Genomic DNA, 13,853 nt, shown 5'->3' with positions numbered 1-13,853 from the left:
CGGATCAGGGGAGAGCAGTGAGTGCAGTGACCGTGCGTACCGGGGCGGGCAGCCGATGACCGGGGCCGCCCGCCGAGTGTGGGCCTTCGGCGGGCAGTTCCTGCTGCTGGGGGTGCTGGCCCTGGTGGCCGTGCTGCTGGTCACCGGGATCCCTCGCGTCGCCGACCGGCTCGTGCAGCAGGGCCTTCGGGAGTACGTGGCCGGCACCCCGGTCGCCGAGCGGGACCTGACTCGCAGCGCCGAGGAGGTATCGGTCGAGGGGGGCCAGGGGCCGGTCAGCGCGGCGCGGGGCCGCGAGCTCGACGCGTTCGAGGCAAGCATGCCGCCCCCGGTCCGGGCCGCAGTGGAGAGCCGCTGGTATGTCGCGGAGACCGCGTTCGGCAAGCTGACCGGGCCGGACCTGGCGGCGAGGAACCTCCTCGTCGTATCCCGGCTGCGCGTGATGCCCGGCATCGGGGAGGCGGCCACCCTGGTCGAGGGGCGCTGGCCGACCGAGGCGACCGGGCCGGACCGGCCGGTCGAGGTCGCGCTGGCCGCCGACACGGCGCGGAAGGTGAACCTGCGGGCCGGCAGCCGCCTGCGCTGGGCCGCGGGGAAGGGGGCCGCACCGCTGTGGCTGCTCGTGGTCGGGGTCTTCGAGCCGAACCGGCCGGCGGACGGGATCTGGGACACGCTGCCGCTGGTCCAGCGGGTGACCGAACCGGCCGGCGACGGGCAGCCGTACGAGATGGTGGCGGTGACCGGCGACGCCGGCCTGGACGCGGTGGCCGCCGCCGGCGGCTCGGTCCGGTTCTCCTGGCGGTACCGCCTGGGCGCCGCCGGCATGGACGTGGCCGACGTGCGCGCCGTCATCGACGGCGTGCGGCGGCTGGTTCGCGAGTCCCCGCCGGGGCTGAAAGTCACCCAGGCGGTGGACGTCCCGTTGCAGCAGTTCCTCGACGCTGTCTCCGCCGCGCGGACGCTGCTCGCGGTGATCGCCGCCGGGGTGATCGCCACCCTGGCCGGGTTGATCGGGCTCGCCGCCCGGCTCGCGGCCCGCCGCCGGGAGACCGAGTTCGCCCTGCTGGTCGCCCGGGGTGGCGCACCGGCCAGCGGTGCGCTGCGCAGCCTCGCCGAGTCGCTGCTGGTCGTCCCGCCGGCCGCGGCGCTGGGGTGGTTGCTCGGCCGGCTGCTGCCCGGCTCCGGCGGCGGGGTTGACTGGCTGGCCCTGGCCACGGCGGTCCTGGCCACCCTGGCCCTGCCGCTGGCCACGCTGGCCGTCTCGGCCGCCCCGGGCGGCCGGCGCGACCTGGTGACCGCCCGCCCCGGCGGCCGCCGACTGACCGTGGAACTGCTGGTCGTGGCGCTGGCCGTGCTGGCCGTCGTGCTGCTGCGGCGTCGGGGCCTGACCCCGGGGTCGGTCGATCCGCTGCTGATCTCGGTGCCGGTGCTGCTGGCCGTCGCTGCGGCGGTGCTCGCGCAGCGGCTCTATCCCTGGCCGCTGCGGCTGCTGAGCCGCGTCGCCGCCCGGCTGCGGGGCAGCGTGACGTTCCTCGGTGCCGCCCGGGCGAGCCGGTCGGCCGCCACCGCGCCGGTGATCGTCGTGGTGGTGGCGATCGCGACGGCGGCGTTCTGCGCCGTCGTGGCCACCGGCATCGAGGCCGGTCGGGACCGGACGGCGACGCTGGCCGTGCCGGCGTCCGCGCTGGTCGACGGCGAGCGGCTCGCCCCCGACACCGGTGCCGCCCTCCAGGCGCTGCCCGGCGTCCGGCGGGCCACCCCGGTCGTGCGGGACACCGCGCTGCGGATCTCCCACCCGCGCGGCGCCGACGCGGGGCTGGCCGCCGTCACCGTGCTGCTGGTCGACGGCCCCGGGCTCGCCGAGGCGGCCCGGGATGCCGGGCTGGCGGTGTCGGTGCCCCCGCAACTGAGGGGCGATCCCGCCCAGGGGCCGGCACCCGCGCTGGTCTCCCCGGCGCTCGCCGCCGACCTGGCGCGCAAGGGCCTCGACGGCTCGGCCCTGGTGTCCGTGCAGGGACGCGACTACCTGTTCCGGGTGGCCGGCACGGCGGACGGTTTCCCACTCGTCCCGTTCGCCACCGACCGGTTCGTGGTGCTGCCCTGGCAGGCGTTGCCCGCCCCGGGCCCGACCGGCCCGGTGCCGACGGCCTTCCTGGTCTCCGGCGACGGATTCGACGTGGAGGCGCTGCGGCAGGCCGGCGACGAGGGGCAGCACCGTTACCAGAGCGGCGGCACCATCGTCGCGGGGGAGCGACCGCGCGGCGCCGAGGTGACCACCTGGCGGGGTGCCCGGGACTCCCTCGGCGAGGGCGGCGCGAACGGCCTGCTGGTCTTCGGTTTCGCCGCCGGGGCGGGCGGCGGGGCCGCCCTCGGCCTGCTGGCGATCGCCTTCGCGGTGCTCGCCGGGGCGCGGGCCCGGGGGCAGGTGCTGTCCCGGCTACGCACCCTCGGCCTGTCCCGTCGCCAGTGGCGCGCGCTGCTGCTGGTCGAGCTGACGCCGCTGGTCGCCGTCGCGCTGCTCACCGGCGCGGTGACGGGCGCGCTGCTGCCCCTGCTGCTGACCCCGGTGCTCGGGCTGACCGCGTTCACCGGGGGCACACCGGTCCGGGTCGCGTTCTCGCCCGGGTTGGTCGGCGCCGTGCTCGTGGTCGGCGCGGTGGCGCTGGCCCTCGCGGTGACCGTGGAGACGCTGAACAACCGCCGGCTGCGCCTCGGTGAGGTGCTGCGGCTCGGAGAGGAGAGCTGAGATGACAGCCACCGTGGAGGCGTCCGCAGTACCGGACCTGGCCACCCTGCAGGAGCGGGCCGCGCAACGCGCGGCCGAGCGGGCCGGCGGGCAGGATCGGTTGCGCGGACACATCGTCTGCGACGGCCTGGTGCGGATCTTCAAGTCCGACGGCATCGAGGTGGTCGCGTTGCAGGGCCTTGACCTGGTCATCGACCGGGGCGAGCTGGTCGCGATCGTCGGGGCGTCCGGGTCGGGCAAGTCGACCCTGCTGAACATCCTGTCCGGGCTGGACACCCCGACCGCCGGCATCGCCCGGGTCGCCGAGTACGACCTGCTCACCCTCTCCGCCGGGCGCAGGCTCAGCTACCGGCGGGAGATGGCCGGCTTCGTCTGGCAGCAGACCGGGCGCAACCTGCTGCCGTACCTGACCGCCCTGGAGAACGTCGAGCTGCCGATGAAGCTGGCCGGGCGGCGCGGGCGGCGGGTCCGCCGGGACCGGGCCCGGGAGCTGCTCGAACTGGTCGGCGTGGGCCACCTCGCCGACCGGCGGCCGGGACAGCTCAGCGGCGGGGAGCAGCAGCGCTGCGCGATCGCCGTGGCGGTGGCCAACGACCCGGAGGTGCTCTTCGCCGATGAGCCGACCGGTGAGCTGGACGAGGCCACCGGCGCCGAGGTCTTCGCCGCACTGCGGCAGATCAACGCGGAGCTGGGGGTGACGGTGGTGGTGGTGACCCACGACTCCGCCGTGTCCACCCAGGTTCGCCGGACCGTCGCGATCCGCGACGGCCGGACCTCCTCCGAGGTACGCCGCACCGCCCGGATCGGCGCGGACGGCGCCACCGAGCTGGTCAGCGAGGAGTACGCGGTGCTCGACCGCGCCGGCCGGATGCAGCTTCCGGCGTCCTTCGTGGACACGCTGGCCCTGCGCGACCGGGTCCGACTCAACCTGGAACCCGACCACGTCGAGGTGCGGCCGGGCGACCGGGCCGACGCCGAACGGAGTGACGCATGACCGAGCAGCCGTTCTCACGTCCGGCGGCCACCGCCACCACCACCGAGGAGGTGGTGCGGGTGACCGGGTTGAGCCGTACCTTCGGCCGGGGTGAGCGTGCCGTGCACGCCGTCCGGGACGTCTCGTTCACCGCGGGCAAGGGCGAGTTGGTCGCCCTGCAGGGGCGGTCGGGCGCCGGCAAGACCACCCTGCTGAACCTGGTCGGCGGCCTGGACCGGCCGGACTCCGGCCAGGTCCGGGTGGCCGGGCACGACCTCGGTACGGCCGGCGAGCGGGAACTGCTGCGGTTGCGCCGGGGCACCGTCGGCTTCGTCTTCCAGACCTTCGGGCTGATCCCGATCCTCTCCGCCGCCGAGAACGTCGGGGTGCCGCTGCGGCTGGCGAAGGTGCCCGCCGCCGAGCGGGAGGAGCGGGTGTCGGTGCTGCTGGAGCTGGTCGGGCTGGGCGGGCATACCGCGCAGCGGCCGTACGAGCTCTCCGGCGGGCAGCAGCAGCGGGTGGCGCTGGCCCGGGCCCTGGCCAACGAGCCGGACCTGCTGATCGCCGACGAGCCCACCGGCCAGCTCGACTCGGAGACCGGCCGGTCGATCATGGACCTGCTCCGGGCGGTGGTGCACGCGCGCGGGATGACCGCGCTGGTCGCCACGCACGACCCGGCCCTCATCGAGCTGGCAGACCGCACCCTGACCCTCCGCGACGGCCAACTCCTCCCCACCTGACCCCACCCTCCCCGTCCCCACCCTCCCCGTCCCCACCCTCCCCGTCCCCACCCTCCCCATCCCGCGATCTTGCACTTGCGGCCCTCAGTGCGGGCGTTTCGCCCTGTATGCCCGGGCCGCAACTGCAAGATCGCGGGGGCTGTGGGGTGGGGTGGGTTAGAGGGAGAGCTTCATGCCCTCGTGGGTGGCGACGAAGCCTAGGTCGCGGTAGAAGCGGTGGGCGTCCGCGCGGGTCTTGTCCGTGGTGAGCTGCACCAGCGCGCAGCCGCGCCGCCTGGCCTGGTCGATCGCCCAGCGCATCATCTCCCGCCCCAGCCCCTGACCGCGGCGGTCCGAGCGCACCCGCACCGCCTCGATGAGCGATCGCTCGGCCCCGTGCCGGCCGAGCCCGGGGATGTAGGTGATCTGCATGCAGCCCACCAGCACCCCGTCGTCGTCGGCCACCACGAGGTGGTTGCGGGGGTCGGCGGAGATGTCCGCGAACGCCCTCTCGTACGCCTCGTCGACCTCGGTGAAGTCGCGGGCCTTGCCCAGCATGTCGTCGGCCAGCAGGGCGATGACGGCCGGCAGGTCGGCCCGGACCGCCTCCCGGAAGATCACGGTACGCATGGCGTCAGCCTGGCACAGCGACCCGGGGCGATGCCCCGGCGACCTGGTTGCCGGCAGGGGGCAGCATGATGCGGCATGGACGTCCTGCTGCTGCCGTTCCGCTGGGTCTACCGGGGGCTGGTCTGGTTCGCCAACTCGCCCCGGACGCTGATCGCGTCGTACCTGTTGATGATCATTGTGGCCGGGGCCATCTACAGCCACGTGGAGCACAAGAGCGCCACCGACTCGGTGTGGTGGGCGGTGGTGACCGCCTCCACCGTCGGGTACGGCGACATCTCGCCGACCACCGGCGCGGGGCGCGCCCTCGCGGCCCTGCTCATCTCGACCATGGTGCTGCTGGTCATCCCGCTGATCACCGCGCACTTCGCCAGCCAGTTGATCGTGGACGACGACGCCTTCGAGCACGCCGAGCAGGAGGAGCTGAAGGCCGACGTGCGGCGGATGCGGGCGCTGCTGGAGGAGTTGGCGGCCCGGCACGGGATCGTCCTGCCGGCCGAGCCGGCCCCCTCGCCCGCCCCGCCGCGGGCGGCCGCAAGGCGGGGCCGGGGCCGCCGCCTGGGGTGAGCCGTCAGCGGGCCGGGCAGCGCAGCCCCTCCCGTGGCACCGTCAACGAGACCAGGTAGGCGTCCACCGCGTTCGTCACGCAGCTCGTCTGCGGGTACGCCGTGTGCCCCTCGCCCTCCCAGGTCAGCACCCGGCCCACGCCCAGCATCGAGGCCAGCTTCGGGGTCTGCTCGTACGGGGTCGCCGGGTCGCCGGTCGTGCCCACCACCACGATGGGCGGCGCGCCGACGGCGTTGCCGGTCGGATACGGGTCCCGCCCACCCGGCCACTCGACGCAGCCGAGCATGCCCACGGCCAGCGCCGGGCCGAACAGCGGGTACTTCTCCCGCCACTGCGACTGGAGCTGGCGAACCCGCTGCAGGGTCGGCTTCTCCGACTCGTCGGTGCAGTTGACCGCGAGGTTGGCGTCGAACAGGTTCGAGTACCGTCCGTCGGCCTCCCGGCCCGCGTACGAGTCGGCCAGCCGGAACACCTCAGCCGGATCGCCGCCGTCGAGCCGGTCGATCGCCTGGGCCAGCTCCTGCCAGCCCGACTCCGTGTAGAGCGAGGAGATGACCGCGTAGAAGACCCAGCCCGCGGTGGCCTCCCGGCCGTCCGCCGCCTTCACCGGGGAAACCCTGGCCTTGTCGATCGCCGAGGTCACCGCGGCCCGGGCGTCCGGGGCGAGCGGGCAGCGCCCGGTGTTGGCCGCGCACCACCGGGCGAAGTTGTCGAACGCCCGCTCGAAGCCCTTCGCCTGACTCTCCGAGCCGGCCACCAGGTCCTGCGTCGGGTCCACCGCGCCGTCGAGCACCAGGGCCCGGACCCGAGACGGGTAGAGCTGGGCGTACGTCGCCCCGAGCAGGGTGCCGTAGGAGTAGCCGAGGTAGGTCAGCTTCTCGTCGCCGACCGCCGCGCGCACCGCGTCCATGTCCCGGGCGGCCTGCTCGGTGCCGTAGAGCGAGAGCTGGTCGCCGTACTTGTCGCCGCAGCCGCGCCCGATCCGCTGGTTCAGCGCGACGAACCCGTCGAAGGACGCCTGGGACTCCGGGTCCGGGTCGTAGCCGAAGCTGGCGTCCAGGTCGGCGTAGGGGATGCACTTCACCGGGCTGGACCGGGCCACCCCGCGCGGGTCGAACCCGACGATGTCGAACCGCTCGGTGACCGACGGGGGCAGCCCTCCGAACGCCGGGCCGAAGGAGAGGTAGACGGCCGTGTCCACCCCCGAGCTGCCGGGGCCGCCCGGGTTGATCACGAGCGAGCCGATCCGGTCCCGCTGCTTCGTGGACCGGGCCCGCAGCAGGGCGATCTCGAAGGTCTCCCCGCTGCCCGGGCCAGCCGTGGCGCCGGTGCCGGAGCCCCAGTTGCGCGGCACGGCGATCCGCGTGCACTCGTACCGCATGTCCGGCGCGCCCCGGCCCACCAGCTCGTCGGCCACCTCCGGGCAGGCCCGCCAGGTCGGCGCGGCACCCGTCGGCGCGGCCTCGCCCTCAGTCTCGGTGCGCGGGGCGAACGCGGGCATCGTGCAGCCGGCGGCGACCACCGCCGCCGCGACGAGCCCGGCGAGGGTCAGCCGGACCCGGCGGATCCGGTCGGGAAAGCGGGTCACCGGCACGCCTCTCGTGGTCGGGTCGACGGCTCAGGCTACGCCCGTCCCGGGGCGGCCTCGGCGGTCGCCGCCGGATCGCCGCGCAGGACCTGGTCGACGTCGTACCTGATCGGGCGGTCGAGCTGGTCGTAGCCGCAGGACCGGGGATCGCGGTCGGGCCGCCAGCGGACGAACCGGGCGGTGTGCCGGAGCCGGTCGCCCTCCATCGCGTCGTAGCCCACCTCGGCCACCAACTCCGGGCGCAGCGGCTCCCACTCGAGGTTCTTCGTCCCCGTCCACCGGCTGACCCCGCCGGGGATGCGCTGGCCGCGCTCGTGGTCGCCGTGCGCCCAGGGGTGCTCGTCGCCGACGTCCCGGTATGGGGCCAGCTCGTCCAGCAGCTCCTCACGCCGGGCCGCCGTGAACGAGGAGCTGACCCCGATGTGGTGCAGGACGCCGGCCTCGTCGTAGAGGCCGAGCAGCAGCGAGCCGACCACCGGCCCGGTCTTGTGCCAGCGGAAGCCGGCCACCACCACGTCGGCCGTGCGGGCGTGCTTGACCTTGAACATCAGCCGCTTGCCCGGCTCGTACGGCAGGTCGGCCGGCTTGACGATGAGCCCGTCGAGCCCCGCGCCCTCGAACACGTCGAACCAGCGGCGGGCCGTCTCCGGGTCCGTGGTGACCTGGGTGACGTGCACCGGCGGGCGGACCCCGGCCAGGGCCTGCTCCAGCCGGGCCCGGCGCTGCGGGTACGGCTGGTCGGTCAGCAGCTCGTCGTCGAGGGCGAGCAGGTCGAAGGCGACGAAGTCGGCCGGGGTGGTCTCGGCCAGCAGCTTCACCCGGGACGCGGCGGGATGGATGCGCTGGGCGAGCAGCTCGAAGTCGAGCCGGGGCTGGCCGTCCGGGCCGTCGCGCCGGATCACGATCAGCTCGCCGTCGACAGCGCAGCGCTCGGGGAGCTGCCGCAGCGCCTGCTCGACCACCTCGGGGAAGTAGCGGGTCATCGTCTTGCCGCCCCGGCTGGCCAGCTCCACCTCGTCGCCGTCTCGGAACACGATGCAGCGGAAGCCGTCCCACTTCGGCTCGAATGTCATGCCGGGGTCGGTGGGCAGTCGCGACACGGCCTTGGCCAGCATCGGCTCGACCGGCGGGTTGATCGGCAGGTCCACGGCGACAGTCAACCAGACACCACCGACAGTCGTGAGGCGGATCACCGGGGGTGAGGGGGTGACCTGTCCCGGTCCATCCCGTTCGTTCCCCCGGGGCCGGATGGCGTTTCCGCAGTTCGGAGCTAGTTTCGCCGGATGCGGGAGTGGATCTGCGGGTGCTGCGGGCGCTGGGGGGTCAGCGTCGAGCTGATCCGCGGCCGGTACCGCTACCGCCTGGTGCGCCGCTACCCGGCCCGCTTCGGTGGCGGCAAGGACGTGCTCGGCGAGGTCGGCACGGTCGCCGAACTGGGCGACCTGCTGCGCCGCCGTACCCCGCTTACCCTCGCCGACCTGCACGAGACCGACGCGGCCTGACCCGCCCCACGCCGCTCCCCACGCCGCTCCCCACCGGGCGGTTGCGCTGCCCCGTTGCGCCGCGCGGCCCTGCTGGGTTGCCCCGCGCCGTCCCTGTCCAACCGTCCTGCCGCGCGGCACCGGACCTTGGACAGTTTCCGCTCGTCCGGAGCGAGAACTGTCCAAGGTCCGCATCGAGGCCGGCTGGCCGTCGTGTCCGGTGACGATCGGGCGCACCGGCTCGTCGTCGTGCCGGCGGCGCACCGCTTCGCCGGGGCGCGGGATCATGTGGCGCACCGCTTCGCCGGGGCGCGGGACCATGTGGCGCACCGCTTCGCCGGGGCGCGGGACCATGTGGCGCACCGCTTCGCCGGGGCGCGGGACCATGTGGCGCACCGCTTCGCCGGGGCGCGGTGCCCATGGGCGCGGGACCACGCCGATCCGGTGAAGCTGTGCGGCGCGTCGGTGGCCGAAGGGACGGAGGCCAGTCGTCGTGGTGCGGGCCGCCGGCGAGGATCGTCGAGCGGTAGGTTCGACGACAGGGGAGGGACCATGCGCTTCGAGGCAGTGACGGAGATCGACGCCGACGCCGAGCGGGTCTGGACGGTGCAGTCCGACATCGACCGGTGGCCGGAGTGGACCGCCTCGGTGTCCCGCGCCCAGCGGCTGGAACCGGGTCCGTTGACGGTCGGCTCGACCGCGCGGCTGGAGCAGCCGCGGCTGCGTCCCGCGGTGTGGCGGGTCGTCGCGGTCGAGGCGCCGTACCGCTTCGTCTGGGTGTCGAACGCCCCGGGCGTCCGTAGCCGGGGCGACCACCGGATCGTCCCGCTGCCCGACGGCCGGGTCCGGGTCGAGCTGACGCTGGAGCAGTCGGGCCCGCTCGCCGCCGTCGTGGGCCGGCTCTACGGCGGGCTGACCCACCGGTACCTCCGGCTGGAGGCCGACGGCCTCAGGCGTCGCTGTGGGCGGCCTTGACCAGCCGCTTCTCCAGCACGGCGAGGGAAATGCCGTTGGCGTCCGGCCGGTTGCCGACGATCTTGTAGCCGTGCCGCCCGTACAGCCGCAGGTTCCGTTCGCTGGCGGCCCCGGTGAACAGCACGAAGCGGGACACCCGGTCGGCGCAGGCCGCCTCCACCGCCCGCAGCAGCAGGGCCCCGACCCCCTGACCCTGCTGGTCCGGGGCCACGGCCAGCCGGCCGACGTGGGCGGTGTCGTCGGCGACCCGCGCCCGGACCGAGCCGACCAGCCGGTGCCCGGCCCGGGCGACCAGCACCGTCTCCGGGCCGGCCAGCGCGGACAGGATCTCTTCGAGCGTCTCGGTGAGCGGCGGCAGCAACGGGTCGGCGTAGTGCTGGGCCTCGGTCACGTAGGCGGCCCGCTGCACGGTGAGGATCTCACCGGCGTCGGCGGGGATGGCTGGGGTGATCAGTGGTGGCGTGGTCACGACCCCAGCTCACCATACCGCCGGCGCCCGGCGCTCAGGGCCGTACCCTGGCGGTTCAGCGGACCCGAGGAGAGGCGGCGATGGTGCCCGAGCTGACCTATCCGCACGTCGGAGCCACCGACGCCGGCGAGCTGCCCGCGGGCTGGCGGCACGTCCGGCACCGGGTGCGGCTGCCGGACGGCTGCTTCGCCACGGCCGGCGCGGCGGTGCTCGACTGGCGGCTGCACCGGACCGCCGGGATCCGGATCGACGCCGACGCGCCCCGGGCCGAGCCCGGGATCATCGTCGTCTCCCGGTTGGGCGTCGGCCCGCTGCGGCTGGCCGCGCCGTGCGCGGTGGTCTGGGCCGCCGACGACGCCCGCCGGGCCGGCTTCGGATACGGCACGCTGCCCGGCCATCCGGCCCGGGGCGAGGAGGCGTTCGTGGTGAGCCGGGACGACACCGGCGCCGTCTGGTTCGAGGTGCGCGCGTTCAGCCGAGCGGACCGCTGGTTCATGCGCGCGGCCGGGCCGGCGGGCCGGGCCTTCCAACGCGGGTACGCCTGGTGGCTCGGCCGGACCCTGCGCCGGCTCTGCGCCCGGCCCTGACCCGGACGCGCCGCCCGCCTGACCCTGCGCCCGGTGCCCGGTGCCGGCCTGACCCGGTGCCGGCCTCCGCGTCGGGCGGGGCGTTGCGGGCCCTGACCGGTACGCCGGCCACGCAGTGCGCGCCGACCCGGGCGGCGGGCCGCGGGAGCGTCAGTACCGGGCGAAGGAGCGGATCGGCATTCTCGGCCCGTACCGCGGGGCGTGCACGCCCTCGGCGGCGAGCAGCAGGCAGACCCGGCCGCGGTGGCCCCGGAACGGCTCCAGCAGCGCGAGCATCCGGGCGTCGTCGCCGCGCGGTTCCCCGGCCAGGGCCCAGGCCACCGTGTTCGGCACGTGGTAGTCGCCGACGCTGACCGCGTCCGGGTCCCCGAACGCGATCCGCACCACCTCGGCCGCGGTCCACGGGCCGATCCCCCGGATCGCGGTGAGCCGGCGGGTGGCTTCGGCGGAGTCGGCGCACCGTTCCAGCCGGTCGGCCTCGGCGGCGGCCCGGCGCAGCGTGTCGGCCCGTTTCTGCTCCACCCCGAACGGGTGGAAGACCCAGTACGGCGCGGCGGCCACCGCCGCCGGCTCGGGTGGCAGCAGCAGCGGCTGCAACGGCCCCGGCGCCGGCTCGCCGAAGTGGCGCACGGTCGCCGAGTACGCCCGGTACGCCTCCGTGCCGGTGACCTTCTGCTCCAGGATCGCCCGCAGCACGCGCGGAAAGAGCTGGCCGGTGGCCGGCATCCGCAGCCCGGCGTGCCGCGCGGCCAGCCGGGCCACCAGCGGGTGCGCGCCGGCCAGTTCGGCGAAGCCGGTGAGGTCGTCGCGCAGCCCGGCGACCGCCCCGGCCTGCTGGACCGCCCAGTCGGCGCCGGGGCCGTACCCCTCGGCGAGCAGGTCCCCGCCGCCGGCCGGGCGCAGCGCGAGGGTGGCCGGGCCGGCGGGGGTGCGGGTGGCCCACCAGAACGTGCCGGCGGCGATCCGGGCGCACGGGTCGTACGTGCTGAACGTGAGCGACCGGACCGAGGCGGCCAGCCGGTAGCCGGCCGGTGGGCGCAGCGTCCGGCGGGCGGCGGGTTCGGTCACCCCTGACACTCTGCCACGACCCCCGGCCGGGACGGACGGCCCCGCATGCACGCAGACCCCCGGGCGTCCGACGACGTCAGCCCGGCCCTCAACGGGCCCGGTCGCCCGGTGGTGCGGAGCCACCGGATCACCGGCGGACGGAGAAGATTCCCGGTGGCGGCGGGGTGGAGTCGGTGGCGTCGGCGTCGCGGACCACTGCGGCCCCGCCGGCGAACCGGTCGAGCTCGTCGCCGGCCACCACCCGGCCGGGGAACCAGTCCCCGGCCGCCCGGCGGGTCAGCTCCGGCACCGGCGGCTCGACCCGGCCCGCGACCAGCACCAGGTTGCCGTAGCGCCGGCCGCGCAGCACCGCCGCGTCGCCGATCAGGCAGGCCCGGGGCAGCACCGTGCGGACCGTGGCGACCTGGGCGCGGGCGTGCCGCAGCGGCGGGCCGTCGGCGACGTTGGCCAGGTACCAGCCGCCGGGGTGGAGCACCCGGGCCACCTCCGCCGTGTACTCCACGCTGGTCAAATGGGCCGGGGTGCGGGCGCCGGAGAAGACGTCCGCGACCACCACGTCGTAGCTGCCGTCCCTGGTGGCTCCCAGGGTGGCCCGGGCGTCGGCGACGCGCACCTTCAGCCGGGTGTCGGCCGGCCAGGGCAGCTCCCGGCGGACCAGGTCGACCAGGGCGGCGTCCACCTCGGCCACCCGCTGGGTCGAGCCGGGGCGGGTGGCCTGCACGTACCGGGGCAGGGTCAGCGCGCCGCCGCCCAGGTGCAGCACCCGCAGCGGCGCGCCCGCCGGGGCGACCAGGTCGAGGGCGGCGGCCAGCCGTCGGACGTACTCGAACTCCAGGTGGGTGGGGTCGGCGAGGTCCACGTGCGACTGCGGGGCGCCGTCGAGCAGCAGGGTGAACGAGCGCGGCCGGTCCGCGTCCGGGACCAGTTCGGCCTCGCCGGTGTCCACCCGCACCACGATGTGGTCCGTTCCCCGGCGGCGTCCCATCAGCGGCACCCCGTCCGGACGACGACCCGGCGGCGGCTCTGTGGCCGGGCGGGGAGGCTGCCCATCAGCGGTGCTGCCCGCGGCCCCGGGCCGCGGCGGTCAGCGCCCGGTGCAGCAGGCGGGCGTCGCCGAGCAGCGCCCGCAGGCGGCGCTCCAGGCCGGCGATCGGGATCAGGTTCTGCGGGGCCCGCGGGTCCTTGTACGGGGTGGACGCGAACCGGGGGAGGGTGACCAGCGACAGGTCGGCCAGCGCGATCGCCTCGGACTCGGCCAGCTCGGCCGAGCACTCGACCCGCACGATGCCGGCCCACGGCGCGCCGCCGCCGCCCGGCAGCCGCAGGTACCAGGAGTATCCGCCCCAGGCGGTGACGAGCCGGAACACCGGGGACCGCTGGCCCGCCCGCAGCCCGGTCACCACGGCGGTCAGCCGGGCGTCGAGGTACTGGCTGTGCTGGGTCTTGACGTAGCCGAGGGTGCGGGGCAGCTGCCGGCGGCTGCGCAGCGGGCCGTCGACCACCAGCAGGTCCCCGTCGACCCGGGCCGCCCCGGAGACCTCCACCTCCAGCGCGGTCAACGGACCCTGCACGGCGGCCTGGAGCTTGTTCAGCTCGCCGGTGCCGCTGACCCGGTGCACCGGGTAGCGCACCGTCCCGGCCCGAACCTCCCGGGCCGACGGGCTGGCCGTGAACAGCCCTCGCCGCACCTGCGTCCCGGCGAGCCGGGCCGCGCCCCGCTCCAGGTCGCAGCGGACCACCCCGGCCGCGTACGAGGCGGCCACGCCGGGGAACGACGCGCCGTCGGCCTCGGCCGTCCAGACGCTGGCGTCGATCCGGCGCACCCCGTCGACCAGCAGCACCACGTCCGGCGCCCGCACCCCGGCCCGGACGTCGAACGCCCGCCAGTCCACCGCCGGCAGCTCCACCTCGGCGTCGACCTGCTGCCTGCTCGGCGTGGCCGGCCCGCCGGGGACCGCCTCGAAGGACGCCCCGTAGCCCGGGCCCCAGGCGTCGACGAACAGCTCCGGGGCCGCCACGCCCGGCGTCCCCGTCCCGGCCGTGCCGGTCGGCC

The 13,853-nt window shown here is 75.8% G+C and carries 14 protein-coding genes; 7 read left to right on the top strand and 7 right to left on the bottom strand.

The genetic code is table 11. The annotated features are described in order from the left end of the window. Nucleotides 1-55: 55 nt before the first annotated feature. From OG559_RS03025 to OG559_RS03015, 3 genes are read left to right on the top strand one after another with little or no spacing between them, the layout of a single operon-like run. Nucleotides 56-2,746, top strand: a complete 2,691-nt coding sequence (locus tag OG559_RS03025; RefSeq protein ID WP_405112128.1) for an FtsX-like permease family protein — start codon at nucleotides 56-58, stop codon at nucleotides 2,744-2,746. Between the two features lies 1 nt (nucleotide 2,747). After that, nucleotides 2,748-3,740 (top strand): ABC transporter ATP-binding protein, encoded by a 993-nt coding sequence (locus OG559_RS03020; protein WP_396673298.1) that lies wholly within the window; start codon nucleotides 2,748-2,750, stop codon nucleotides 3,738-3,740. After that, nucleotides 3,737-4,459: an ABC transporter ATP-binding protein gene (locus tag OG559_RS03015; RefSeq protein ID WP_405112125.1), complete on the top strand. Its 723-nt coding sequence runs from the start codon at nucleotides 3,737-3,739 to the stop codon at nucleotides 4,457-4,459. Before OG559_RS03020 ends, OG559_RS03015 begins: the two co-directional genes overlap by 4 nt. 156 nt (nucleotides 4,460-4,615) lie before the next feature. Here OG559_RS03015 and OG559_RS03010 read toward each other — a convergent pair whose 3' ends face one another. Further along, nucleotides 4,616-5,068: a GNAT family N-acetyltransferase gene (locus OG559_RS03010; protein WP_405112122.1), complete on the bottom strand. Its 453-nt coding sequence runs from the start codon at nucleotides 5,066-5,068 to the stop codon at nucleotides 4,616-4,618. Nucleotides 5,069-5,143: 75 nt separating this feature from the next. On the opposite strand from OG559_RS03010, the gene OG559_RS03005 reads away from it, so the two are divergent. Continuing rightward, a complete protein-coding gene (locus OG559_RS03005) occupies nucleotides 5,144-5,632 on the top strand; it encodes a potassium channel family protein (RefSeq protein ID WP_405112119.1) in 489 nt (162 codons plus the stop codon). 4 nt (nucleotides 5,633-5,636) lie between these two features. On the opposite strand, the gene OG559_RS03000 is transcribed toward OG559_RS03005, so the two are convergent. Continuing rightward, nucleotides 5,637-7,199: an alpha/beta hydrolase gene (locus OG559_RS03000; RefSeq protein WP_405116333.1), complete on the bottom strand. Its 1,563-nt coding sequence runs from the start codon at nucleotides 7,197-7,199 to the stop codon at nucleotides 5,637-5,639. A 56-nt stretch (nucleotides 7,200-7,255) separates the two neighbouring features. After that, nucleotides 7,256-8,368: an ATP-dependent DNA ligase gene (locus OG559_RS02995; protein WP_405112116.1), complete on the bottom strand. Its 1,113-nt coding sequence runs from the start codon at nucleotides 8,366-8,368 to the stop codon at nucleotides 7,256-7,258. Between the two features lie 135 nt (nucleotides 8,369-8,503). On the opposite strand from OG559_RS02995, the gene OG559_RS02990 reads away from it, so the two are divergent. Continuing rightward, a complete protein-coding gene (locus OG559_RS02990; RefSeq protein WP_405112113.1) occupies nucleotides 8,504-8,722 on the top strand; it encodes a hypothetical protein in 219 nt (72 codons plus the stop codon). Between the two features lie 192 nt (nucleotides 8,723-8,914). After that, nucleotides 8,915-9,676, top strand: coding sequence for an SRPBCC family protein (locus OG559_RS02985; RefSeq protein ID WP_405112110.1), 762 nt, complete (start codon nucleotides 8,915-8,917; stop codon nucleotides 9,674-9,676). On the opposite strand, the gene OG559_RS02980 is transcribed toward OG559_RS02985, so the two are convergent. Beyond that, entirely contained in the window at nucleotides 9,651-10,145 is a 495-nt protein-coding gene (locus OG559_RS02980; protein ID WP_405112107.1) for a GNAT family N-acetyltransferase, read from the bottom strand. The genes OG559_RS02985 and OG559_RS02980 overlap by 26 nt on opposite strands. An 80-nt stretch (nucleotides 10,146-10,225) precedes the next feature. Between OG559_RS02980 and OG559_RS02975 the strand changes: the two genes are divergently transcribed. After that, a complete protein-coding gene (locus tag OG559_RS02975) occupies nucleotides 10,226-10,732 on the top strand; it encodes a DUF1990 family protein (RefSeq protein ID WP_405112104.1) in 507 nt (168 codons plus the stop codon). Between the two features lie 150 nt (nucleotides 10,733-10,882). On the opposite strand, the gene OG559_RS02970 is transcribed toward OG559_RS02975, so the two are convergent. The 3 genes from OG559_RS02970 to OG559_RS02960 form a co-directional block, all read right to left on the bottom strand. Continuing rightward, nucleotides 10,883-11,809: a DNA-3-methyladenine glycosylase family protein gene (locus OG559_RS02970; protein ID WP_405112101.1), complete on the bottom strand. Its 927-nt coding sequence runs from the start codon at nucleotides 11,807-11,809 to the stop codon at nucleotides 10,883-10,885. 118 nt (nucleotides 11,810-11,927) lie between these two features. Further along, nucleotides 11,928-12,785 carry a spermidine synthase gene (locus tag OG559_RS02965; protein WP_405112099.1) on the bottom strand — a complete coding sequence of 286 codons (858 nt, stop codon included), beginning with the start codon at nucleotides 12,783-12,785 and terminating at the stop codon, nucleotides 11,928-11,930. A 64-nt stretch (nucleotides 12,786-12,849) separates the two neighbouring features. Continuing rightward, on the bottom strand, nucleotides 12,850-13,803 hold the full coding sequence (locus tag OG559_RS02960; RefSeq protein ID WP_405116332.1) for a hypothetical protein: 954 nt from the start codon (nucleotides 13,801-13,803) through the stop codon (nucleotides 12,850-12,852). Between the last annotated feature and the right edge of the window lie 50 nt (nucleotides 13,804-13,853).

The organism is Micromonospora sp. NBC_01405 (genome assembly GCF_045040155.1).
Taxonomy (GTDB): Bacteria; Actinomycetota; Actinomycetes; order Mycobacteriales; family Micromonosporaceae; genus Micromonospora.
Note: the sequence above shows the minus strand (reverse complement) of the source record. Positions and strands in the feature narration are given on the sequence as shown.

Bases quoted from the DNA above. Each gene is read 5' to 3' on its own strand.
- OG559_RS02990 (WP_405112113.1), top strand. From the start codon at position 8,504: ATGCGGGAGTGGATCTGCGGGTGCTGCGGGCGCTGGGGGGTCAGCGTC.
- OG559_RS03025 (WP_405112128.1), top strand. From the start codon at position 56: ATGACCGGGGCCGCCCGCCGAGTGTGGGCCTTCGGCGGGCAGTTCCTG.
- OG559_RS03010 (WP_405112122.1), bottom strand. From the start codon at position 5,068: ATGCGTACCGTGATCTTCCGGGAGGCGGTCCGGGCCGACCTGCCGGCC.
- OG559_RS03005 (WP_405112119.1), top strand. From the start codon at position 5,144: ATGGACGTCCTGCTGCTGCCGTTCCGCTGGGTCTACCGGGGGCTGGTC.
- OG559_RS03015 (WP_405112125.1), top strand. From the start codon at position 3,737: ATGACCGAGCAGCCGTTCTCACGTCCGGCGGCCACCGCCACCACCACC.
- OG559_RS03020 (WP_396673298.1), top strand. From the start codon at position 2,748: ATGACAGCCACCGTGGAGGCGTCCGCAGTACCGGACCTGGCCACCCTG.
- OG559_RS02975 (WP_405112104.1), top strand. From the start codon at position 10,226: ATGGTGCCCGAGCTGACCTATCCGCACGTCGGAGCCACCGACGCCGGC.
- OG559_RS02965 (WP_405112099.1), bottom strand. From the start codon at position 12,785: ATGGGACGCCGCCGGGGAACGGACCACATCGTGGTGCGGGTGGACACC.